Here is a 22,776-nt window from a genome sequence, read left to right as displayed (position 1 = left end):
CGGGGGGTCTCCCGCATTTAACAACAAAACCCACACCGCACTGTTCCTCACCCGGGCTGAAACCCGGCTGAGCTAAGACTCAGCCGGGCAACACTCACTAGCGCCAGAACTCGGTGAGGTGCTCGGCGAGGACCCTGCCCTGGCCGAAGCCGGCTTGGGCAGCAGCCGGCCGCAGCGTCAGATCCATCGCATTGATGCCGAACAGGTGCTCCGCCTCGCTGTCGGGGAAGATTGTCTCAACCAGGCTCCCGCTGCGCCGCAGTTCGTCGACTTGCCCGGATAAGTGCATGCCCCACTCCAACGGAGTCCGAGTCCGGCCGCCAAACGGAGACAGCACCAGTACGCGGCTGTACCCGGCTGCCAGGTCCGCATTCTCAGCGTTGGCCCGGTAGCCGCCGTCGATATATTGATTGCTGCCGATAGCGTAGGCGAAGCCACTGTCGCAGCTGGCCGCCACGGCGTCAACCAATTCCACTCCGCTATGGCGGTGGAACACCACAGGTTCACCGGTTCCGGCATCAACTGCTGTGAGCAACACCAGTCGTTCCGGCCACTCCTGATGAGGCAGCCGGGCTGCAACGGTTGCGTGCCACCGCGCATTGGAGTCGTCCATAGCTGCAGCCATGTCTATTACGGCGGCGCCCATCCTGCAGCGCATATCCGCCATATCCGTAGAGGACTCCAGGATTTTTGCCTGTTCGCTCCATGTGGTCGGACACGGGCCGGGCTCAGTTTGTGGCCCCAACGGTATCAACCAAGCCGGAGGGTCTTGTCGGAGCGGCTGCAAGGATGGCGTCAAAGAGCTCGGCGGGGTTTGCCCAAGCAAGCTGGGCCGCCGCCGTCGATCCAGCAGACGTGCCGACGGTGAGGTCCGCGGCGGTCACGTCCAACCCGGCGTCGAACAGTCCAGCGACGACGCCGATCAGCCACGCGTTACCGGTGGAGCCGCCGCCACCGAGGATTAGAGCCCTCTCGCCGTCGGGCACCCGGTGTGAGGCGTCAACCCTTAGCTGAGGCTGGTGCGACCGAGGTTGGTCGGAAGCCGAGGCGGAGGTCAGGGGAGAAGAAGATGTTGTGTTCATGGGAGTCGCCTTTCGCGAATTGCCTGACGGGCACTCCCAGTGGCGACTAACTCAGTCGCGAGATCGTGGACTGCAGGGGAGCGCCCACTATGGATACTGCGTACATGGGTCTCACCTCCTGGTCTTGGTTCACGATCACCCGAAAACTATCATTCAGCCGACTCACACGCAATCGCCGGGATGGTGGCAGGTAGAGTCTGGAGATGATTCTCACCCGAAGCCTGGACCACGTCTTAGCGGGCGAAGAGGCTGGTCAGCTTCTCCTGCGCCCGCTGGAACACACAGACGCGGCCGCCCTGGCCGCTGCCTACCGGCGAAACCGTGAGCACCTGGCACCGTGGGAACCAACCCGGGCTGATGAGTTCTACACCACTACAGGCCAGTCGGCGGTGATCCAGGCGAAACTGAATCTCTACGAACAAGGCACTGAGGTGCCTTGGGTGTTGACGACAGCAAAAGGCATCATCGGGATGATCACTCTCTCCGGGATTGTCCGGGGACCCTTCTTGAATGCCAACCTCGGCTACTGGGTGGATGCGGCCTGGACGGGCAAGGGCATAGCATCAGGCGCGGTGGCCGCCGTCGTGGATATGGCCGAAAATGAGCTCTGTCTGCACCGTATCCAAGCCGCTACGCTGGTCCACAATGCGGGCTCCCAAGCCGTCTTGAAGCGGTCTGGTTTCGAGCGGATCGGGATGGCGCCCTCCTACCTGCAGATCGCGGGGGAGTGGCAGGACCACGTACTATTCCAGCGCATTCTGTTCTAGCCGGGGAGGCCCGGCAGGGCGGCGGCTGTCCCTACTGCCGATGCCGTAGGGTACGCCAAGGGCGTAAAGCACCCCTAAAAACCCCGAAAATCCGGTGATTTTGGTCAAAAAGGCGCGGAAACACGCGGAATTTGCTGGCCATGTCAGCCCAAGCTGGTAAGTTTTCGAACAGTGGCTTGCTCGCATTCCGCTTGAAAGCTCAAAAACGTATGAGTCCAGGAGGACGTAAATGGCTAAGAACCGTAGTGAACTCGTTGCAGAGGTAGCAGGCAAGGCTGGCACCAGCCAGGCAGCAGTCAACTCCGTGCTCGATGCACTGTTCGAAGTTTTCGAGACTTCTGTCGCCGCCGGCGAAAAGATCACCATCCCGGGCTGGCTCGCAGTTGAGCGCACCGACCGTGCAGCTCGCACGGGCCGCAACCCGCAGACCGGCGAAACCATCCAGATCGCAGCCGGCCACAGCGTCAAGCTGACCGCTGGCTCCAAGCTGAAGGCTGCTGTCGCCAAGAAGAAGTAACTACTCTTCGGCGAACGCCTTGAAGGGACGGCAACCTTTGGTTGCCGTCCCTTTGCCGTTATTGCTGTTAGTTAATGCACATAGCGCATTATCCGATTCGCAGCCCGGCGGCAGGTAGCGGACAATGGATAAGTGCCATCAGCAAGAAGCTCCGCTACTGCCCCTTCGCCTGTTCCCAAGCCGGGAGCGCGGGGAGGCACTACAGTCGCGGGCATTTCCTTGCCGTGGCAACTGGCCGGCCTGGCGGTGCTGTTCCTGACTCTTGCGGCGGCCCTCATCTTCTCCGGCGCCTCAGCTGCCCGGCAGGTTTCTGATCCAGGCGCATTGGTCCGTTGGGGCCTTCCTTTCGCGAAAGCAATCCACAACGTGTCAGTGGCAACAGTGGTTGGTGGCCTGATCTTTGCCGTCGGCATCCTGCCCAAGAACCTCGGCGGCTCGCGGTCCCGTGAGAAGGATGCTGACGCGCCCGAACATCCGGCCTTCGCCCGGGCCTTGGCAGTTGCTGCGGCAGCCGGCGCAGCCTGGACTTTGTCCGCGGTGGCGGTCCTTGTACTCACTTACGCAGATGTCGCGGGGCAGGGGCTCTCGGGAGACGCGGAGTTTACGCGCTCCCTGGTCTACTTCATGACGGACATCGAGACCGGCAAGGCTTGGCTCGCGGTCACCATCATTGCCGCTGTCGTCACCACTGCGCTGTTCGGGGTGAGATCCTTGACCGGGCTGGCGTTCACTCTGCTGCTGGCCTTGATCGGCCTCATTCCCACCGCATTGATCGGACACTCCTCCAGTTCCAGCGACCACGAAGGCGCCATCAACTCGCTGGGGCTCCACCTTGTAGGGGTCTCCACGTGGGTTGGCGGCATCATCATGCTTGCGGTCCTCTCCGGCATCCTCACGGGTTCCAGGAGCAAGGGCACACCAGACATCACCGAGCAGACCCTGAGCCGCTTCTCGACGCTTGCCGGCTTCGCCTTTGTCCTCGTGTTTGCCTCCGGCGTCATCAATGCCGCCATCCGAGTGACCAACCCCGCGGACCTGTTCGGGTCTCCGTACGGTCAACTCATCGTCGCGAAGTCCTTGGCCACGTTGGTGTTGGGTGGCATCGGCTTCATGCACCGACAGTGGGTTATCCCCCAGCTTGGCAAGAACGGCTCCATGTCGTCCCGCCGCGTGCTGTGGCAGCTTGTGTTGGTTGAGCTTCTGGTGATGGGCGCGACGTCGGGACTCGCCGTCGCGTTGGGACGCTCAGCCCCGCCCCAGCCCACCACCTACGCACCTGATGCATCGCCGTCGTTCATCCTCTCCGGTTACGAGCTTCCGCCCGAGCTGACGCCGGAGCGCTGGCTCACGGAATGGCGCTTCGACTGGCTGTGGGTGGGAGTGGCGCTGTTCGGCGCGGTCACCTACATCCTTGGCATCATCAAGGTCCGCCGGCGTGGAGACAAATGGTCCTGGTTCCGGGCAGTCAACTGGATCATCGGACTGCTGGTACTCACTTACATCACCTCGGGCCCACCCGCTGTCTACGGCCGCGTCCTTTTCTCTGCGCACATGGTGGACCACATGGCCCTGACCATGGTGGCGCCGATCTTCCTTGTCCTTGGCGCCCCCGTAACCCTTGCCTTGCGAGCCCTGCCCGCCAGGGGCGAAGGCGCCCACGGCTCACGTGGCTTGCGCGAGTGGCTGCTGCTGTTTGTGCACTCCAAGTTCTCGCAGATTGTGACGCACCCGCTGTTCGCCGCTGCCAACTTCGCGGGCTCCATCGTCCTGTTCTATTACTCGGACCTGTTCAGCTTGGCGATGCGCGAGCATGTGGGCCACGAGCTCATGAACGTGCACTTCCTTCTGACCGGCTACATCTTTGTGCTGAGCATGATCGGTAGCGATCCCCTTCCCCGCCGCGCCCCCTTCCCCATGCGCCTGCTTCTATTGCTGGCCACCATGGGTTTCCACGCATTCTTTGGTGTGGCCATCATGGGCGGGACCGGGCTGCTGGCCGCTGACTACTTCGGCAACCTGGGCCGGGCCTGGGGTCCGTCGGCCATCGGGGACCAGCAACTGGGCGGTGCCGTGGCGTGGGGTATCGGCGAAGTTCCCACGTTGCTGGTGGCAATCGGCGTGGCTGTCTTGTGGTCGCGATCGGACGAGCGGGAGACCCGACGGGTTGATCGTGCGGCCGACAGGAATAATGACGCCGATCTCAGTGCTTACAACGATATGTTTGCCCGGCTCGCTGACCGCGATGCCAAGATGGCGAACCGCACCACCCAAGCACCCAGGACGCCCCAAGCATCCACGACAGCGCAGGCGGAACGCAGCAACGCCGAACGCCCCACCACAGACTCTGCCGGGCAAACTGAACCGAACACCAAGCTGGAAGGACGCTGATGAGCGAAACCGTACGTACCCAACACCGGGTCCGGGCCTCCGAACTGGAGGGCCGCGGCTGGCTCAACACGGGCGGGAAATCCCTTGACCTCGAGTCCTTGCGCGGCAAGATCGTGCTGCTGGATTTTTGGACCTTCTGCTGCATCAACTGCCTGCACGTGCTGGACGAGCTGCGCCCGCTTGAGGAAAAGTACTCGGACGTACTGGTGACGGTCGGCGTGCATTCGCCCAAGTTCGAACACGAAGCGGATCCCGTAGCTCTGGCATCCGCCGTGGAACGTTACGAGATCCACCACCCTGTCCTGGACGATCCTGAACTCGCAACGTGGAAGGCGTACACCGCCCGCGCATGGCCCACACTGGTGGTCGTTGACCCCGAGGGCTACATTGTTGCCCACCTCTCCGGCGAGGGCCATGCCGACGGCTTGGCCGTCCTCCTTGAGGAACTCGTGGCCGAGCACGAAGCCAAGGGGACCCTCCACCGCGGTAACGGCCCGTATGTGGCTCCCGTGCCGACGTCGGGCACCTTGCGCTTCCCTGGTAAAGCGACTCAGCTCGCCAACGGCAACTACCTGGTAGTGGACTCGGGCCATCACCGCTTGGTGGAACTCCGCCCCGATCTTGAAACTGTGGAGCGCGTCATCGGCTCCGGCACCAAGGGGTACCTCGACGGACAGTCGGAGATCGCCCAGTTCAACGAACCCCAGGGCGTGACCCTGCTGCCGTCGGAACTGGCGTGGAAGCTCGGCTACGACGCGGTGGTTGCCGATACCGTCAACCATCGCCTGCGCGGCGTCACCCTGAGTTCCGGCTACGTTCAGACGCTCGCCGGCAATGGTGTCCAGCGGCTGCTCGACGCCGGTCCTGCCCGGGTGACGGACACCGGCGCCGGCACTTGGTCCGAACACCACGACGGCGGCCCTGCTGACTTCGCTGCCGACGCGATCGATGTTGGGGCGCTGGGTCTGGGAACCGAGGTTTCACTGTCCTCCCCGTGGGACGTGGTCTGGAGCGAAAAGCTGCAGCGGGTTGTGATCGCCATGGCCGGAACCCACCAGATTTTCGCCTTCGACCCCCTGGCCAACGAGGTTTCCATCCTTGCCGGTTCCGGACTTGAAGGCCTTCTGGACGGCAAGGCGGAGGAAGCCTGGTTCGCCCAGTCCTCCGGCCTGGCCATCGATGGTGAAGACAACATCTGGGTGGCTGACTCGGAAACATCCTCCTTGCGTCGCCTGGTGGTCAGCGATTCCGGTGTGAGCGTGGAAACCGCCATCGGCAAGGGCCTGTTTGATTTCGGGTTCCGTGATGGCGAGGCTGCTGAAGCACGCCTGCAGCACCCCTTGGGTGTCACGGTTCTGCCGGACAATTCCGTGGCCATCGCTGATACCTACAACGGTGCCGTTCGTCGCTACGATCCTGCCACCAAGTCTGTATCCACCTTGGCGAGGGGCCTCGCTGAGCCGAGCGACGTCGTCGTGGTTCAGGTAGAAGGCAGCGATCCGCTGCTGGTAGTTGTGGAGTCGAACAAGCACCAACTGGTCCTGGTTCCCATTCCCAAGGAAGCCCAGCAGGTGGACGAGGGAGCATCGCAGACTCACCGTCCCAAGAGCCCGGTAACTCCCGGGAACCTTGAGCTCGCAGTGCGTTTCCAGGCCCCCACCGGCCAGAAACTGGACGACCGTTGGGGCGATCCTACACAGCTGAAGATTTCCTCGACGCCGCCGGAACTGCTGGTCTCCGGTGGAGGCACGTCGGTGGGCTTGCTGCGCACCCTTGAACTGTCTGCTGACGTTCCCGAGGGCATCCTTCACATCACCGCCCGCGCGGCGGCCTGCGATGGCCCCGAGACCGAAGACGGCGAAATCCCCGATCACGCTGCTTGCCATCTCTACCAACAGGACTGGGGCATCCCGGTAGTCTTGCAGGCTGACGGTGAGTCCGAACTGGTGCTGGACCTGCGCGGCATGGACTAAGCCTTGCAAACTGAAATGGCCCGGGTCTGACTCCTTCAGGAGTTGGCCCGGGCCTTTTCGTGCCGTTGGACTGTTCAAAACCGGGCCAGCCCGGGTGAGTGGTTTGTCCAGTATTCAGCGCATCGAGCGTGCCTTGCTTTTCATCTGGAGCCGCGTCAGTTCAAGAGAGACCGCCGGCGGGACAACGAAGCAATCAGGCAAGGAATGCTGGTGCTGAGGTTCTTCCATGACGACATCGTGTACTCGCCGGAGAAGATGCTCCGGCATGTGCGTGAAGTCCTTCTTCGTGGGCCGGCCCCGAATGTGGTCGGACCAGCCCAGTTTAGGGTGGCTCTCATGGCACCACGGGCCATGATCGCGGGAGGGGGGGTGGAAGCTGGGCCAGTTCAGCGCGAGGGCAAAAATCAGAAGGTCAGCATGGGGGTGACGGTCACAGTGTCTGCCCCTACGTCCAGCTGGGTGGTGAAGCTGAAGTCGTGCTCCACGTTGAGGTCGTTGACCAGCCCGGTGAAAAGGTTGATCTCCCGGGCAGTCAGGGTGGCCTTCCCGTTGAGCGGAGCCACCACCCATTTACCGCTGAACGGTTCAATGGTGATCTTGGGGTACTCGGTGATTGCCCACTTGATGGTTCCGTCCACCACCCGGGCGTTGCTTGCATGATAGAACGGGCAGTCCGGCTGCAGGCGCTGTTGCTCGGTGGCCTGGGCCGCGCACGTGTCCAGGAATTCCCGGACCTTGCCAGCCACTGCCTCGTTCATGGCAGCGGTGGACCGTGTCTGCAGGTTCAGGGGTGCCTGGCCGCCGTCGCGTGTTGAAACAAGGGCCGATGCCGTAGGGGCTTCGAAGTAGGTGCCATTCAGGCTTGCCTCGTACTTGCCGGGGAAGAACACGGCAAAGTTGTTGCGGCCGTTGGGCATGTTCACGGGTACGCCGTTGAGTGTGGCCTCGCTGGAATTGACCACGGTGACTTCTATGGTGGGAAGCGTTGTGGGCACGAACGCCCATTTAGCGAAGAACAGCCACTGGGTCCCGGTCCGTTCCATCAGGAATTCCGTGTGGAGACGGCTGCCGTCCAAGGTGTAGTCCACCGGCACGGCCATGCGGTTGCTGCCCCGGGGTTCGGGGTTTCCCACCTTGATATCGGACATCTTGGAAGCGGCCGTTTGCAAGGCTGTGCCGTCCAACATGGCGGGGTTCGCGCTGGGAACTTTGGCGCGCAGCAAGCCTAGGGCTTCTTCACCTTCACCCTTCTGCAGGGCCTCCAGATATTCCTTGACAGGCTGTTGAGGACTGGCCACCGAGGAGCTCACCAGGTTGATGCACACGATGGCTCCGGCGGCAGCAAGCATCAGACCGAGCAGCCATCCGGCTGCGGTCTTGACGAAAGCTTGACTCAACTGCACGCCCTTTACGTTACCTGCCGCGGCCGCTATCACCGTGCAGGAAGGCCTCGGAGCGACTTATATCCACCGATTGGAGAAGGCCCGACGCCGGCTGGCAGCAGACGCTGCTGCCGCCCGCCGTCGTGGTTCCGCTGGCAAAACAGTAGTAAAACAGGACTAGCGGCGACGCCGCGAAGACGTGCCGAAGACCCCACGCATGAGATCGCGGCCAAGCTGTGTTCCCATGGATCGGACCATGCTCTTCAGCCCGCCACCCAGCGCTCCACCGAGGGCGCCGGCGATGTCCCCGAACATGCCGTCCTGGGGGGAAGACTGCGGCGCTGGAACCGGCGCAGGCGGTGCAGGGAAAGACTCAGGCGACGAGGACCGGGAGCTGGGACGGCCCAGGATTTCTTCCTCAATACGGCGGGCTTCGGCGTCGATGTCGGCCTGCGAATTACCGGAAGACGACGAGGTAGACGCCGGCACCGGCGGCAGCCCGGGCGCTGCGTCTCCGGTAGGAACGGCTGCTTGGCCATTGAGTTTTTCGTAGGCGGAGAGGTTGTCCACCGCGGTGCCGTACTTGACCAGCAGCGAGGACGCAGCAACCGTGCTGCGAATGAGCTCGTCAGCGCTGGGCCCCATCACCGACTCGGGAGCACGGAGGCGGGTCAAGGCAACGGGGGTGGGTGCTCCCTTCTCGTTCATCACAGTGATGACGGCCTCGCCGATGCCAGCGGAGGTGAGGGTCTCTTCGAGGTCGTAGTCGCTGACAGGGAATGTGGACACCGTGGCCTTCAACGCCTTGGCATCCTCCGGGGTGAAGGCTCGGAGGGCATGCTGCACGCGGTTGGCCAGCTGGCCGAGGACGTCGGCCGGAACATCCTTGGGTGTCTGGGTGACGAAGAAGATGCCCACACCCTTGGAACGAATGAGCCGGACGGTGGTGGTGATGGCTTCCAGGAAGGCCTTGGACGCGCCGTTGAACAGCAGGTGCGCCTCGTCAAGGAAGAAGACGAGCTTGGGCTTGTCCAGGTCACCGGCTTCGGGCAGGTCCTCGAACAGGTCGGCAAGGAGCCACATGAGGAACGTAGAGAACAGCAGCGGCTTGGTCTGGAGCGTGGGCAGCTCCAAGCAGCTGATGACGCCGCGGCCGTCCGGTGCGGTGCGGAGGAGTTCAGCGGTGTCGAACTCGGGCTCGCCGAAGAACTTCTCCATGCCCTGTGCCTCCAGCGTGACCAGCTCACGCAGGATCACACCGGCTGTGGCCTTGGACAGTCCGCCAAGGTTTGCGAGTTCGGCCTTGCCTTCATCCGAGGTGAGGAACTGGATGACGGCGCGGAGGTCCTTGAGGTCGATCAGCTCCAGGTTGTTCTTGTCCGCGAAGTGGAAGATCAACTGGAGGCTGGATTCCTGGGTGTCGTTGAGGTCCGTGATGCGGGACAGCAGGATGGGGCCGAACGAGGTAATTGTGGCGCGGACGGGGATCCCGTGGCCGTCCCCACCGAGCGAGAGGAACTCAACCGGAAAATTCTTCGCAGACCACTCCTGACCCAGCGCCGAGGTGCGTGCCGTCAGCTTTTCACTGCCAGTGGCCGGCGTTGCCAACCCTGACAGGTCACCCTTGATGTCCGCGAGGAAGACCGGAACACCCGCCGTGCACAGCTGTTCGGCGATCATGTGCAGCGTAACCGTCTTGCCGGTGCCCGTGGCACCGGCAACCAGTCCATGCCGATTCATCATGGCCAGTGGCAAGCGGACCTGTGCCTCTTTGTGGATTTCGCCGTCGACGATCGCGGCACCCAGCTCGATGGTGGCACCTTCCAGGGTGTAGCCCTGCTGGATGGTGGCGAGTTTTTCGGCAGTTGTTGCGGTGGGTTTGTTGGCCATGCGCATAGCTTAGCTGTGCACGGCAAGATCCTTGCTGAAGGCCAGATGCTTGATGTCCTCGGGGTCTGCGGCGAGGTCGAACAGCGCTTTGTAACCTGTGGCGAGGTAGAGGTTTTTCGCCTCGGGCTGGCGCGGACCGGTGGTCAGGTACAGCTTCCGGTAGCCCCGCTGTCGAGCCTCATTTTCCAGTTCGGCCAGCACCAGTCGCGCCAAACCTCGACGACGATGCGCTGAGTGCGTCCAGATCCGCTTCAGTTCGGCGGTGTGCTGGTCGTATCGGCGGAATGCGCCGCCAGCCACGGACTCGCCGTTCTCCTGAATGATGATCAGTGCCCCGTGCGGAGCTTCGAATTCCTCGGCCGGGTACCTGTTCAGTTCCTCCGCAGCGCCGCCGGTTCCGAACAGGTTGCCGTAGCGCGTTTCGTATTCGACGGCGAGCTCGTCCAGGAGCGGGCGGACGCGGGGATCGCGCATGGGCAGGCTGAGGACGGTAAGGCCCGACGTCGGGAGGGTTGGCGTTGCGGTCATGTCAGGCCTTTCGTAGGTGGAACCCAAGTAGGTAGCAGTTAACGTCGTTTTGAGGGCTCATAACGACGTTAACTGCGACTCAGTTGGGTGCGTGGCGGCAACCGTGGACAGGATCCGTCGCGCCAGGGCGTCGTTCTCCCGGAAGGGTGCAGCGTTGGTGTTGGGACGGGCGAACGCCCCTGCGCCCCACCCGGACGTCCACGGGCCCACCGCGAACAGACCCTTCTGAGGAGTATCAACAGGGGACAGGACCTCGTGATTCCCGGAGACCAGAAGTTTGCCGGTGGAGTGGGCACCGTCGGAGGTGAGGAGCCTCTGTTCGGTGCCCCATCCGGCGTCGTGCAGGTCAGTCAGAGCGGGATTCGCTGAACGCTCGACTGAAGCGGCGGGCAGCCGCGCCTCGATGAAAGCGGACGCGTCCACCACCACGGGCGACTGGAACGTCCCGGCCACGAACCTGCCAACGGAGTCGTCAGCACGAACCCACATGCCCGGTCCCAGGAACTTCAGGAGCCCGGCCCTGTGCAGCGCGAGCATCTCGCGAAGCCGATGCGCCGGCGGTCCCGAATCCACGAAACTGAAGAAGCCATGCCACCAACCATGGATGGTCTGCTGGGAGCGCGCGTTGAGCCGCTCCTGGGGGACCAGGCGGCCCAGGTCCATATACACGAACAACAAAGCGGTGAACAGGGCCAGGGTCTCGGAATGGTCGGGGCTGGTCCGGAGGTCAAGGTCGTTCTGGATATAGGCGGCCACGGAGCGCTGGACCGATTCATGGCTGGCGAAGGCGCAGCCGCTCAGCGGGTGGTCCAATTTTTCGAGGTCCAAGCGCAGCGCAGGATCCGGCACGGAAAACGCCACCAGTTCTTCCCGGGCGGCGCTGTACCAATCGACGGCGTCGAACCTCGCCTCGAAGCTGGCCCACGTCCCGAGCACCCGCGACGGGTAGCCGGTGAACAGCTCCCGGTAATACGCGTAGCCTGCATCTTTGGCGATCAACGGCCACAAGTGTGCACGGAAGTCGAGTTCCTGGTGCTCTGCGAGCAGGGCATCAATGGCCTCGGCCGTGAAGTAGCGCGGACGGGCGATCGGCTCGCCGCGCAAAACGGAAGAGATCTTGGAGTGGTACGGCACACCGCGTCGTGACCCGGCCCAGACCCGCGGCTCGGCACCGGACGGCACGTACTCGAGTTCGCCGTCGGACCTTTCTTCAAAGCGGCCGTCGCGGCCTTCGAACAACAGCACCATCAGATCCACAAAGGCGAGGCCCATACCGGAAACAATCACGTCCTGCCCGGGCTCAATGGCGGAGTAGTCCACGTCCGTGGTGTACGACGGCGGCGCATGGAACCCGCCGTGCCGGGCTGCGAACTCACTGAGTCCGGCAGATTCGGGGCCAGGCAAGGAATCGGTGTGGCCAAGCGCGTAAACCACGACGTCGGCAACCACCTCGGTGCCGGAAGCCAGCCGCACATGGTGCGCACCGTCGTCGGGCTCGCCACCCGACGCAGCTGAAGCACCGCCAGCTGAAGCACCACCGCCCGAAGAGCGCACGACGCCGGTGGCCGTGTCGCGATGCACTGTCACGGTCACGTCCGGGCCAAGGGCGCTCACGGCCCGGCGGAAGAACCACTCAAGGTACTTGCTCTGCAGTTGCCGGGTGGGGAATGACGCGGGAGTCAGTGCGCGGAGTTGGGCGAGCAGGTGCGGCTCGAAAGCTGGAACGTCCCGGATGCTGCCATCCAGCACCCCCGCAGCCCACGTGGAAAGCCCTGGTCCGTCAATCGAAGGCCCGTCGCAGGCAACCGAGGCATCCGTGAACATGGTGACGTCCGCAGCCGTGGAGTTCAGCAGTAGCCCGGGATCCTGGTCATAGCGCCAGATCCTCCCGGAGCCGGGTTCATGCGGTTCGATGACATGGACGTGCAGGGGACCGTGGAACAGTGCGGGACGGTTGGCCGCGAGCCGTTCCAGGACGCCGGCCGTGCGCGGGCCGCCGCCGATGAACGCGATAGCGGGTACTCGTGACGGCATGGGATCTCCTGAAAAGCAGTGATTGGTGATGCCCAATCTAAGGACGAAGCAGGCTGCCGGTCGAGGCGGCGGTAACCGCCGTTCACCACACGTCACGCAGCGTTAAGACGCGCAAAACCACGTCTCATTTAACGGTTCGGGAAGGAAATTGTGACGCTGTGCGAACTCCTGCGAAGCCGCGCGAAGTCCAGTGAAGAAGTGCAAATTCCCGCCTTGCTGCCGGGTTTCGCGCGGCCCTAGATTGGCAGCCATCCGATAGACAACAACCGATCTGAAATGAGGTGGCGCATGAGTGCAATCGCACCGCCTGCCACGGCGGAAACGTCACCGCCCACCCCGGACTACTCCGAGTACAAGCTGGTTCCGGCCCGGCATCCATGGCGATGGGTGGGCACCGTACTGGTTGCTGCCGGCGTCGCAGCCATTGCATGGTCGCTGGTCACCAACCCGCGCTGGGAGTGGGGAGTGGTGGCTGAATGGTTCACGGCCCAGTCGGTGGTCAACGGACTCATTGAGACACTCAAGCTCACAGCCATTTCCGGTGTCCTTGGCTTCGTCCTCGGGTTCATCCTGGCCCTCATGCGCCTGTCCGCCTCGCCGCTGCTGGTCTCGGTGTCCTGGACGTTCTCCTGGATCTTCCGCTCCACGCCGCTGCTGGTCCAACTCCTGCTTTGGTACAACCTCGGTTACCTGTACGAGAAGATCAGCCTGGGCATCCCTTTCACGGACGTCCGCTTCTTCGAGGCACAGACCACCACGCTCATCAGCCAGTTCGCCGCGGCCGTCCTGGGACTCACCCTGAATCAGGCGGCCTACTCCGCCGAAATTATCCGCGGCGGCATCCTCTCCGTGGACCAAGGCCAGCTGGAAGCTGCCTCCGCCTTGGGTATCCCGGCGTGGAAGAGGTCCACCAGGATCGTGCTGCCGCAAGCCATGCGCGCTATCCTGCCCAACGCGTTCAACGAGATCATCGGCCTGGTCAAGGGCACCTCCATTGTGTACGTCCTGGCCTACTCCGAACTCTTCTACACGGTCCAGGTCATCTACAACCGGACCCAGCAAGTGCTTCCGCTGCTGCTCGTCGCCACGCTCTGGTACGTGGTGATCACCTCGGTGCTCAGCGTTTTCCAGTACTACATTGAACGCCACTTCTCCAAGGGCGCCCTGCGGATCCTGCCGCTCACGCCGTTGCAGAAGGCCCGGAAGTTCTTCACCACCCACGTTGCTGCCACTCCCACCAAGGACGCCCGATGAGCATCATCGCTGCACGCAAAGAATCCACGAAGACGGCCCAGACTGGCGGTTCAGCCGGCGCTCCGGCCGGCACTCCTGCCAGCACGACGACGGCACGCCCCGCCTCGGCGGAAAGGACAGCAACCCGCGGTCAGGTGGACATCACCAACGTCCGGAAATCCTTCGGCGCTACCGAGGTCCTCAAAGGCGTCTCGTTGTCAGTGCCGCCCGGAGGCGTTGCCGTGATCGTCGGACCCTCCGGCTCCGGGAAGTCCACCCTGTTGCGCACTATCAACCACTTGGAAAAAGTCGACGGCGGTTACATCACCATCGACGGCGAACTGGTGGGCTACGAGGTCCGCGGCAACAAGCTTCACGAGCTTCGTGAGAAGGACATCCTCAAGCAGCGCACCCATATTGGCATGGTGTTTCAGAGCTTCAACCTGTTCCCGCACCTCACTGCCTTGGAGAACGTCATCGAGGCGCCCATCGTGGCTCAGAAGCGGTCCAAGGCCGAAGCCCGTAAACGCGGTCTTGAGCTCTTGGACAGAGTGGGCCTGAAGGATCGCGCCGACGCTTACCCTCGACAGCTTTCCGGCGGCCAGCAGCAGAGGGTCGCGATTGCCCGGGCGCTGGCACTTGATCCCAAAATCCTGCTCTTCGACGAGCCAACCTCGGCGCTGGACCCGGAGCTCGTCAACGAAGTCCTGGACGTCATCCGTGAACTCGCCAAGTCCGGCACCACGCTCATTGTGGTGACGCACGAGATGGGCTTCGCCAGGGATGTCGCGGACACCGTGGTGTTCATGGACCAGGGCCAGATCGTCGAGTCCGGCACTCCTCAGGAGATCTTCGCCAACCCCCGCGAGGAACGCACCCGCAGTTTCTTCTCCAAAGTCATCGAACCAGCTTTCAACATCTAGGACATCCCATGCTTCGCACTACAAAGACCAAGCTCCTGGCACTCGCTGTACTTCCCGCCGTCGTGCTTCCAGTGCTGGCCGGGTGCTCCGATCCTGGGGCGTCGGCAGCCCAACCGGAGTCCGAGGCTGCCAAGAACGGGATCGTCTACAACACGTCAGTGGACCAGAACCGCATCCACGCCGAGAAAGACGCTGCTGCGGCGGGAGCCGTTCCCGAAGCCATCGCCAAGGACGGCAAGCTGACCGTTGCCACCACAGCTGGTTCAATCCCGCTGTCCTTCCACGCGACCGACGACAAGACGCCGATCGGTGTCGAAGTGGACATCGCCCAGCTTGTGGCCGACAAACTCGGGCTGGAGCTGGATCTTCAGGTGACATCGTGGGAGAACTGGCCGCTGAAGACCCAGTCAGGTGATTTCGAGGCAGTCTTCTCCAACGTAGGCATCAACGCCGCCCGCGTGAAGCTGTTCGATTTCTCAACCTACCGGGCTGCCTACATGGGCTTCGAAGCGAAGAAGAGCTCCACGTACGACATCAAGGGTTCTGACGACATCTCCGGCTTGAAGATCTCCGTGGGCTCGGGCACCAACCAGGAGAAGATCCTCCTGGCCTGGAACAAGGAACTCGAAGCCAAGGGCAAGGCGCCGGCCACACTGCAGTACTACTCCTCTGACGCCGACACCATCCTGGCGCTCTCCTCGGGCCGCACGGACCTGAACCTGGCACCGTTCCCCTCGGTGACCTACCGGGAGAACACGCGTGACGACCTCAAGGTAGTGGGCAAGGTCAACGCCGGATGGCCTGCAGAAACGCTCGTTGCCGCCACCACCCTCAAGGGCAACGGGCTGGCTCCGGCCATCACCGATGCCCTGAACTCCACCATCAAGGACGGCTCCTACGGCAAGGTCCTGGAACGGTGGGGGCTCTCCGAAGAAGCCATCCCGGAATCCAAGACGGTCACAGAGGCCACGTTCGGGACCGGCAAATGAAGTTCCAAGTCCTGGACATCATTCCCCACGTGAAGAACCCGGTCACGGGGGAGATCGTCTCCACCGCTGACCGATTGAACCAGGTGGTGGAGACAGCCCGCCGTGCCGAGAAACTCGGCTTCGACAGCTTCTCCGTAGGGGAACGCCACGCAGGCGAGTTCGTTTCGTCATCCCCGACGACGGTACTCGCCGCGATTGCCGCTGTAACCAGCCGAATCCGGCTCCAAACAGGGGTCACCGTGCTCTCTGTGCTTGACCCGGTGCGCGTGGCCGAAGATTACGCCACCATCGACCAAATGAGCCGGGGCCGTTTGGAACTGGTGATCGGCAAAGGCAACGAAGTCCTGCAGTACCCGCTCTTCGGGCTGTCCCTGGACGACCAATGGGACCTCCTGGCCGAGAAGTACACGCTCCTCCGCACCCTGTGGCGCAAGGAAAGCGTCACTTGGTCCGGCCGCTTCAGGTCACCGCTCACCGAGCCAACCACGACGACGCCCCGCCCCTTTGCGGGGTCGCCGCGGATTTGGCACGGCTCGGCTACAACCCTGACGTCCGCTGCGCTCGCCGCCAAATGGGGTGACCCACTGTTTACGGCCAACGCCATCCAGCCCCGCGGAAACTACAAGGTCTTGATCGACCATTACCGCGAAGAGTACGAGCGTCACGGGCACGATCCGCGACACCAATACCTCGGCGCGGGCAGTGGCGCCGGAGGTGTTTTCATCGCGGACACCACTCAGGAAGCCATCCGTCAGTACGGGCCTGTTTATGAAGGGCTGACCGCCAGCCGGAACGTCCCCGGCAACAACTCGCCGTTCAGGGATATCGGGCACGCAGTAGCCGAAGGGCCCGCACTTGTGGGCAGCCCGGAGCAAGTGATCGACAAGATCCTCAGCTACCACTCCCTGTATCAACACGACCTTCAGTCGATCTCCTTGCCCACCACGCTGCCTTTCGAACAGCAGCTGGATATCCTGGAGCGCTTCGCGCTGGAGGTCATTCCGGCCGTCCGGGCTTCTGCGCCGAGCAGCCTGTGGGAAGCCAGCGATCCCTTTGGCGGCCGACCAGAATTCGCCGGAGCCACCGAACCCGACGCCCATGAGCGGCACCGTGCCCACCCGCACGGTTTCCTCGCCGTGACCCACCGGCATTGGCTTAGCAACGAGGCAACGCCGCTGGAAGGCGTGCCCGGCAGCTGGAGTGCGGACGACGACGTCGTACGCGTTGCCGCCGGTACGTTCGTCCCGTTCGAGGCTCCGCGCCCCACCACGGTGGGTGCCGCCGTCGAGGGCATCCAACACGTCTACGAAGCTCCCGGCGAGATTCGTTTCAAACTGGCCGGTGAGGAACTGGCGCTGACGGCGTTCAACGGCCACGCACCGGGTTCGCTGTCCGTGCTGTTCACGGACCAAACCTCCGGCAAGACCACCTACGCGGCCAACCGCTCACTCTCCGTGGTGCCCGCCGCCGACGGCTCCGTGCAGCTCGACTTCAACAGAGCCGTCAACCTGCCGTGCGCCTACACCGACCTTGCCACCTGCCCGTTGCCGCCCGCGGAAAACCGTCTTCCGGTGGCTATCGAAGCGGGCGAGAAGATTCCCTACGAACGTCAGGACCAGCAGTGAGCACCTTCGAAGAGCGCAAGGCCGGATTCCTTGCCATTGAACTCGACGACGCGGGGTATGGGAACATTGCCTCCGCCGTACTCGCGGCCGAGTCGGCCGGTTTCCACGTGGCAACCTTCAAGGACACGCCGGACGCCGGAAGGGTCAACGCCCTGCAGCGTGCGGCTTTCGCCGGACCAGTGACCCGGACCATCGCCGTGGTCCCCGAGGTGGATACCGTCTATACGGAGCCTTTCCACGTCTCCACTCAGCTCGCGAGCCTGGACTACGTGGCGGGCGGCCGGGCCGGGTGGATCGCGACCGCGGCAGAGTCACCCGAGGCTGCTGCCGCCGTCGGACGCTCTTTTGTCCAGGGCGAGGCGCTGGCACAGGAAGCAGCGGCGTCCATCGAGGTTAGCCGGAGGTTGTGGGACTCCTGGGAGGACGACGCCGTGATCCGCGACGTTGCCACCGGGCGTTATATCGACGTCGACAAGCTGCACTACGCGGACTTCGAAACTCCCGCGGACTTTGCAGGACCGGCCTATTCGGTGAAAGGCCCTTCCATCATTCCCCGGCCGTTGCAGGGTCAGTTGCCCGTGTTGGCCGTGGCATCGCTGGTGGGGGAGGGCTTAGTGCCGGTAGAGGCGGTGGACGCCGTGCTGGTGACCGCGCCGACGCCGGAGCTGCTCGCTGCCGAAATCCGCGACGTGCGGGCGCGGCTTGGTTCCTCGGTAGCGATTGTTGCAGAGCTCGACGTCGTCCTGGACGCGCGTGGGCAGGCTGCGGCTTCGCGTTCCGGAGCCGCAGGGGAGACCGGACAGGCGCGGTTTGTCGGCTCTGCTGCGGGTCTCACCGACCTGCTCGACTCGCTCCTCAGGGAAGCCGACGGCGTTCGAATCCACCCGGCCACCCTGGACGTTGAGCTGGAAGAACTTTCACGGCTTGTGCTCCCGGAGCTGCGCCGCCGAGGTTCACTGAGGGCGCCCATCCAGGACGGCACGTTCCGTAATGTGCTGGGCCTTGCTCCGGCGGAGAACCGCTATTCGACCACTGCCGCGGCTACTGTCGCCGCCGGAAAGTAGGGGAACACCATGACACGCCACATTTTCCAGCCAAGCGGCCAGATCCAGTTTGGAATCTTCTTCCAGGGCGTCAACTCCGGCACCATCTGGAAAGCACCCCAAGCGGGCTCGCAGACGGACTTCGAGTCGTTCCGCCACATCGCCCAGACCGCGGAGCGAGGCAAGTTCGCAGCCTTCTTCCTGGGTGAAGGGCTCCGCCTCCGCGAACATCTTGGGCGTCCCCACGCGCTCGATGTTGTGGGCCGGCCCGACGCCCAGACCATGCTTGCCGCATTGGCAGCAGTCACCAGGAACATCGGCTTGGTGGCTACGCAGAACACCACGTACAACGACCCCGCGGACCTCGCACATCGCTTGTCATCCCTGGACCTGATCTCCGGTGGCCGGGCCGCGTGGAACATCGTCACCACAGACAACGCCTGGACGGGTGCGAACTTCCGCCGCGGTGGCTACCTGGACCATGCTGACCGTTACAAGCATGCAGAAGCGTTCGTGGAAACCGCCAAACGTATCTGGGACTCATGGGAAACCCCCACCGGACCTGCGCGGCGAGTACTTCACGAAGGCCAGCACTACACCGTTGACGTCACTCCGCGCCTGCCGCGTAGCGCCCAGTACCGCCCCGTGCTCTTCCAGGCCGGCGATTCACCGGATGGCCGTGACTTCGCAGCCCGCCAGGCAGACGTGATCTTCTCCGCCCACCCCAAATTCGACGACGCCGTGGAGTTCCGTCGCGACATCGTGGCACGCTCCATCGCAGCCGGCCGCGGTGCCAACGCCGTGCAGATCATGCCGGCAAGCGAGTTCATCCTCGCCGCCACGGACCAGGAAGCCCAGGAGAAGAAGGCCTGGGTGCGGAGCCTGCAGATCGGTCCGCAGCAGGCCATTGCTTATCTGGAACAGTTCTGGGGCCGCGAACTCTCGTCCTACGATCCCGATGGCCCTCTTCCGGAGATCGATCCCGCGGTGGAGGAAACTTCCGAAACCCGCGGCAGCGGCTTCCATGGCGCCAAGGCCCGCCAGCTTGCTGATCAGTGGAGAGCCGAAGCCAAGGACAAGGGCCTCTCCATCCGCCAGTTCGTCACCTCCAAGACGGCACGCATCGACGCCACTTTTACCGGTTCCTACACGGCTGTGGCCGACCACCTCGCCGAATACGCCCGGGTGGGCGCCGTGGATGGATTCAACATCTCGCCATGGCTCATCCCCACGGGTTTGGACGACATCGTGAACCACTTGGTGCCCGAGCTCCAGGAACGCGGCGTCTACCCGACGGAATACCGGGGCACTACGCTCCGCGAAAACCTGGGACTCGAGACGCCGGTGCGGTCCGAAGATTCGGTGCACGTCTGATGAGGGCAGAACGCCTGCTGAAGAACTTGCTGCGTCGGCTTGGCTTACTGCCGGGCCGACGCGGGACAGGGCCCGACGGCGGCGGCTCGAGTGCCGCCGTCGTCGACGTTTCGCGCGGAACGGTCAGCTTGCAGCTGACGGTGTGGGGGCAGGCGCTTTAGCGGTGCTAGAGGAGTTCCCGGAACACGTTCCAGCCGCTGCCAACCGGCCCTTGGGGCCCGTAGAGGCCGGTGGTCATGGCGCCCGTGGAATAGAGGACAAGGTCGCCGTTGCCATTGACGGCGGCAAGGTTGTTGTATTTCTGATGGGCGTAACTGCCCAGCCCCGCCACATCCTGGAAGTCGTTCCAGCCACCCCCCATGAACGCTTGGGCGCCCCAGCCGCCCTGACCGTCGGCGGAGTACAGCTGAAGGCCACCACTATGGTCCCGGCCGAAGATTTCCACCGTGCCGTCACCGTTCATGTCGCCGCCAGGGATGATCTTGTTCATGATCTGCCAACCCCAACCCACCTTGGACGGGGCGAACCAACCGCCGTTTCCATTGCCCGGGTACAGGAACAGATCGCCGGCCGCGTTCCGCGCCAGGACGTCGTTGGTGCCGTCGCCATTGAAATCTCCGGGTCCCAGGATCGAGTCGAAGACGTTCCAGCCGGCACCGACTTGCCGGGTTGGAAGCCAGCCGCCGTCGCCATCTCCCGGGTACAGGAATAGCTGGCCGGATGTGTTCCTGGCGAGCAGATCGTTGAATCCGTCGCCATCGAAATCCCCGGGGGAGAAGACGATGTTGAACATGTTCCAGCCCGCCCCCACCTGCCGGGGCTCATCCCAGGAACCGAAATAGACCGGGCACGGACCCTCGCACATGCCTTTGTAGTAGGTGTAGGTCCGCGGGTACAGGATGAGCCGGCCATCATGCGTGCGGGCGAGGGGCTCAAAGTTGCCGCGGCCGGTCCAACCCATGGCACGGCTGGAGGCCTTGATGGCTTTGGTCTCTGCGCTCAACTGTGACCCGGTGGGGCAGCCTGGCTCGCCGGGTGTCAGCGGATAAACCCTCAAGGAGATGCGGCTGCCCTGGTCCTCAGGGAGGACACGCAGGGTTTCACCTTGGCGCTCGGCGGGGAGTGGTTGACCATTGCGCAACCATTCCAAGGTAATCGCGTCCCCGGAACCGTCGGGGTTCCTGCAGCCCCAGTAGTCGTAGTTGTACTGGCGTCTCATTTCAGAACCGACGTAAGGGACGCCGTCGATGTACGGTGTCGGCTGGGACGCTGCTGTGGCTGGGCCGGCCCCGAGCAGCCCGGCCACCGGCAGCCCGGAACCCAGGAGTCCTACCGCCATTACGGTCGTGACAGAGCGCCTCAACGAGCGCGATCGAAAGATCCCCATTTTTCCCCCCGGAAAGTATCGCGTCGTTGCCGCGTGGTGTGTGCTGAGGCTACCGCACTTCCGTCCGTGAGGTCAGGGGTTGACGGGGGCCACCATGAACACATCGATGGGGTCCTCGGATTCCAGCACAAAGCCGTGACGTTCATACAGGCGACGGGCGGCGCTGCCCTGAAGCACGTTCAAACGGAACGGGCGTTCGTCCAAGGAAGCCGACAATACGTGGTGAAGCACGGCACTGCCCAGGCCTCTGCCCTGATGCGCGGGAGCCACATAGAAGTGTTCGATCCACCGGCTGTCCGGCTCAGGTCGGATAGCGATCACACCTGCATCTACGCCGTCCGAATGAATGACGTACGTATGTTCGGGCTGGAAGCCGTTCAAGAAGCGCTCGCGGACCCGCACAGGATCGAAACGCTGCAACCGCTCAAGGTCCGGGCGCATCACTACAGCGCGCAGTTCGGCAATCCAGGCGGCGTCGGTGGCTACAGAGGGGCGGAGGACAAAGTCAGCGGACATGCCATCAAGCCTATGCCGCCCAGTTCGAGGCCGCCCACGAAAACCATAGGATGAAACGGACGAAAGGTGCAGCCACGATGGTCACACGCGAAGAAGTAGAAGCAGCGTACTCACGGACAGCCGGCTGGGTTCGCCATACGCCGCTGGCCGAGAGTGGCAACCAGGAACCGTACCACCTGTGGTTCAAGTGCGAGTATATGCAGCACACGGGCTCCTTCAAGGCCCGTGGCGCCTTCAACCGCCTGCTCACGGCGAAGGAAAGCGGGGAGCTCAATCCGGAGGTGGGCATCGTGGTGGCTTCCGGTGGCAACGCCGGCCTTGCCAACGCTTACGCCGCAGCCAAGCTGGGAGTCCCTGCAACAGTTTTCGTTCCAGAATCGGCTCCGGCAAACAAGGTCCACAAGCTCTACGCAAGTGGCGCGAAGGTAGTCCAAGGCGGCGCTGAGTACGCAGAGGCTTATGCCGCTGCGATCCGCTTCGCCGACGAGAAGGGGGCGGTGTACTGCCATGCCTATGATCAGCCCGAGATCGTGGCTGGCGCAGGTGGCGTCGGGCTTGAGCTCCTGGACGAACTGCCCGACGTCGATACGATCCTCGTTGCTGTAGGCGGCGGCGGGCTGATGGGCGGCATCGCAGCGGCGGTAGAGGGCAAGGCTCGCGTGGTGGGCGTCGAACCCGAAACGGTTCCCACCCTGCACACCGCGTTGGCTAAGGGCGAGCCAGTGGACGTGGCAGTCTCCGGGATTGCCGCGGACTCCCTCGGAGCCCGGCGGATCGGAGAGATCGGCTTCGGAGTTGCCCGGCGTACGGGTGTCCAAAGCCTGCTGGTCACCGACGAGGATATTGTCCAAGCCCGCAGGGCCCTGTGGGAGACGCACCGCATCGTGGTGGAGCACGGCGCAGCCGCAGCCTACGCCGCGCTGCTGTCCGGCGCCTACACCCCACGAGCGGGCGAAACCGTTGCCGTCATTCTCTGCGGCGCCAACACTGACCCCGCGCACTTCTAGCCGCACCCAAGTAAGTCGCAGCAGTGCGCGTTTTGAGCTCTCAAAACGCGCACTGCTGCGACTCAGACTCTTCTATGTCTGTCAAGCCGCGGTCGTCGGTTCGGATGAGGCACTAAGG

General features: G+C 63.5%; 18 protein-coding genes and 2 pseudogenes. 13 read left to right on the top strand and 7 right to left on the bottom strand.

Annotated features, from left to right (window positions below; genetic code table 11):
* Window positions 1-97: 97 nt before the first annotated feature.
* Window positions 98-1,082, bottom strand: a pseudogene (locus AC6CH8_RS22515) (patatin-like phospholipase family protein).
* Between the two features lie 203 nt (window positions 1,083-1,285).
* Between AC6CH8_RS22515 and AC6CH8_RS22510 the strand changes: the two are divergent.
* From AC6CH8_RS22510 to AC6CH8_RS22495, 4 genes are all read left to right on the top strand, one after another.
* Window positions 1,286-1,849, top strand: a complete 564-nt coding sequence (locus AC6CH8_RS22510; protein WP_498192431.1) for a GNAT family N-acetyltransferase — start codon at window positions 1,286-1,288, stop codon at window positions 1,847-1,849.
* A gap of 229 nt (window positions 1,850-2,078) precedes the next feature.
* Window positions 2,079-2,366: an HU family DNA-binding protein gene (locus tag AC6CH8_RS22505; protein ID WP_011776355.1), complete on the top strand. Its 288-nt coding sequence runs from the start codon at window positions 2,079-2,081 to the stop codon at window positions 2,364-2,366.
* A 132-nt stretch (window positions 2,367-2,498) separates the two neighbouring features.
* Window positions 2,499-4,754: a bifunctional copper resistance protein CopD/cytochrome c oxidase assembly protein gene (locus AC6CH8_RS22500; protein ID WP_498192430.1), complete on the top strand. Its 2,256-nt coding sequence runs from the start codon at window positions 2,499-2,501 to the stop codon at window positions 4,752-4,754.
* The gene (locus AC6CH8_RS22495) at window positions 4,754-6,727 is read left to right on the top strand and encodes an NHL domain-containing thioredoxin family protein (protein WP_364308850.1); all 1,974 of its coding nucleotides are present in this window, start codon (window positions 4,754-4,756) and stop codon (window positions 6,725-6,727) included. Before AC6CH8_RS22500 ends, AC6CH8_RS22495 begins: the two co-directional genes overlap by 1 nt.
* Window positions 6,728-7,131: 404 nt before the next feature.
* Here AC6CH8_RS22495 and AC6CH8_RS22490 read toward each other — a convergent pair whose 3' ends face one another.
* The 4 genes from AC6CH8_RS22490 to AC6CH8_RS22475 form a co-directional block, all read right to left on the bottom strand.
* Window positions 7,132-8,160, bottom strand: coding sequence for a hypothetical protein (locus AC6CH8_RS22490; RefSeq protein ID WP_178996023.1), 1,029 nt, complete (start codon window positions 8,158-8,160; stop codon window positions 7,132-7,134).
* A 126-nt stretch (window positions 8,161-8,286) separates the two neighbouring features.
* Window positions 8,287-10,005, bottom strand: a complete 1,719-nt coding sequence (locus AC6CH8_RS22485; protein ID WP_498192429.1) for a helicase HerA-like domain-containing protein — start codon at window positions 10,003-10,005, stop codon at window positions 8,287-8,289.
* A gap of 3 nt (window positions 10,006-10,008) precedes the next feature.
* Complete coding sequence (locus tag AC6CH8_RS22480) at window positions 10,009-10,527, bottom strand: GNAT family N-acetyltransferase (RefSeq protein ID WP_498192428.1); 519 nt, start codon at window positions 10,525-10,527, stop codon at window positions 10,009-10,011.
* A 57-nt stretch (window positions 10,528-10,584) separates the two neighbouring features.
* Window positions 10,585-12,561, bottom strand: coding sequence for an FAD/NAD(P)-binding protein (locus AC6CH8_RS22475; RefSeq protein ID WP_498192427.1), 1,977 nt, complete (start codon window positions 12,559-12,561; stop codon window positions 10,585-10,587).
* Window positions 12,562-12,849: 288 nt separating this feature from the next.
* Between AC6CH8_RS22475 and AC6CH8_RS22470 the strand changes: the two genes are divergently transcribed.
* The 8 genes and pseudogenes from AC6CH8_RS22470 (at window position 12,850) to AC6CH8_RS22435 (ending at window position 19,909) form a co-directional block, all read left to right on the top strand.
* Window positions 12,850-13,815 (top strand): amino acid ABC transporter permease, encoded by a 966-nt coding sequence (locus AC6CH8_RS22470; protein WP_498192426.1) that lies wholly within the window; start codon window positions 12,850-12,852, stop codon window positions 13,813-13,815.
* A complete protein-coding gene (locus AC6CH8_RS22465; protein WP_498192425.1) occupies window positions 13,812-14,717 on the top strand; it encodes an amino acid ABC transporter ATP-binding protein in 906 nt (301 codons plus the stop codon). Before AC6CH8_RS22470 ends, AC6CH8_RS22465 begins: the two co-directional genes overlap by 4 nt.
* 8 nt (window positions 14,718-14,725) lie before the next feature.
* Window positions 14,726-15,706, top strand: coding sequence for an ABC transporter substrate-binding protein (locus tag AC6CH8_RS22460; RefSeq protein WP_498192424.1), 981 nt, complete (start codon window positions 14,726-14,728; stop codon window positions 15,704-15,706).
* A pseudogene (locus AC6CH8_RS22455) lies at window positions 15,703-16,605 on the top strand (LLM class flavin-dependent oxidoreductase); the annotation flags it as partial. The gene AC6CH8_RS22460 and the pseudogene AC6CH8_RS22455, both read left to right, overlap by 4 nt.
* A 132-nt stretch (window positions 16,606-16,737) precedes the next feature.
* Complete coding sequence (locus AC6CH8_RS22450) at window positions 16,738-17,331, top strand: DUF1684 domain-containing protein (protein WP_498192432.1); 594 nt, start codon at window positions 16,738-16,740, stop codon at window positions 17,329-17,331.
* Entirely contained in the window at window positions 17,328-18,395 is a 1,068-nt protein-coding gene (locus tag AC6CH8_RS22445; protein WP_498192423.1) for an LLM class flavin-dependent oxidoreductase, read from the top strand. Before AC6CH8_RS22450 ends, AC6CH8_RS22445 begins: the two co-directional genes overlap by 4 nt.
* Window positions 18,396-18,404: 9 nt before the next feature.
* Window positions 18,405-19,748 carry an NtaA/DmoA family FMN-dependent monooxygenase gene (locus AC6CH8_RS22440; protein ID WP_498192422.1) on the top strand — a complete coding sequence of 448 codons (1,344 nt, stop codon included), beginning with the start codon at window positions 18,405-18,407 and terminating at the stop codon, window positions 19,746-19,748.
* Complete coding sequence (locus tag AC6CH8_RS22435; protein WP_498192421.1) at window positions 19,748-19,909, top strand: hypothetical protein; 162 nt, start codon at window positions 19,748-19,750, stop codon at window positions 19,907-19,909. Before AC6CH8_RS22440 ends, AC6CH8_RS22435 begins: the two co-directional genes overlap by 1 nt.
* Window positions 19,910-19,914: 5 nt before the next feature.
* On the opposite strand, the gene AC6CH8_RS22430 is transcribed toward AC6CH8_RS22435, so the two are convergent.
* Together AC6CH8_RS22430 and AC6CH8_RS22425 are read right to left on the bottom strand one after the other, a co-directional pair.
* Window positions 19,915-21,135: an FG-GAP repeat domain-containing protein gene (locus AC6CH8_RS22430; RefSeq protein WP_498192420.1), complete on the bottom strand. Its 1,221-nt coding sequence runs from the start codon at window positions 21,133-21,135 to the stop codon at window positions 19,915-19,917.
* Window positions 21,136-21,207: 72 nt separating this feature from the next.
* Entirely contained in the window at window positions 21,208-21,651 is a 444-nt protein-coding gene (locus tag AC6CH8_RS22425; protein ID WP_178995732.1) for a GNAT family N-acetyltransferase, read from the bottom strand.
* 77 nt (window positions 21,652-21,728) lie between these two features.
* Between AC6CH8_RS22425 and AC6CH8_RS22420 the strand changes: the two genes are divergently transcribed.
* Window positions 21,729-22,658 carry a threonine/serine dehydratase gene (locus AC6CH8_RS22420; RefSeq protein ID WP_420179218.1) on the top strand — a complete coding sequence of 310 codons (930 nt, stop codon included), beginning with the start codon at window positions 21,729-21,731 and terminating at the stop codon, window positions 22,656-22,658.
* Window positions 22,659-22,776: the final 118 nt, after the last annotated feature.

It is taken from the genome of Paenarthrobacter sp. GQ52 (assembly GCF_059759005.1).
Note: the sequence above shows the minus strand (reverse complement) of the source record. Positions and strands in the feature narration are given on the sequence as shown.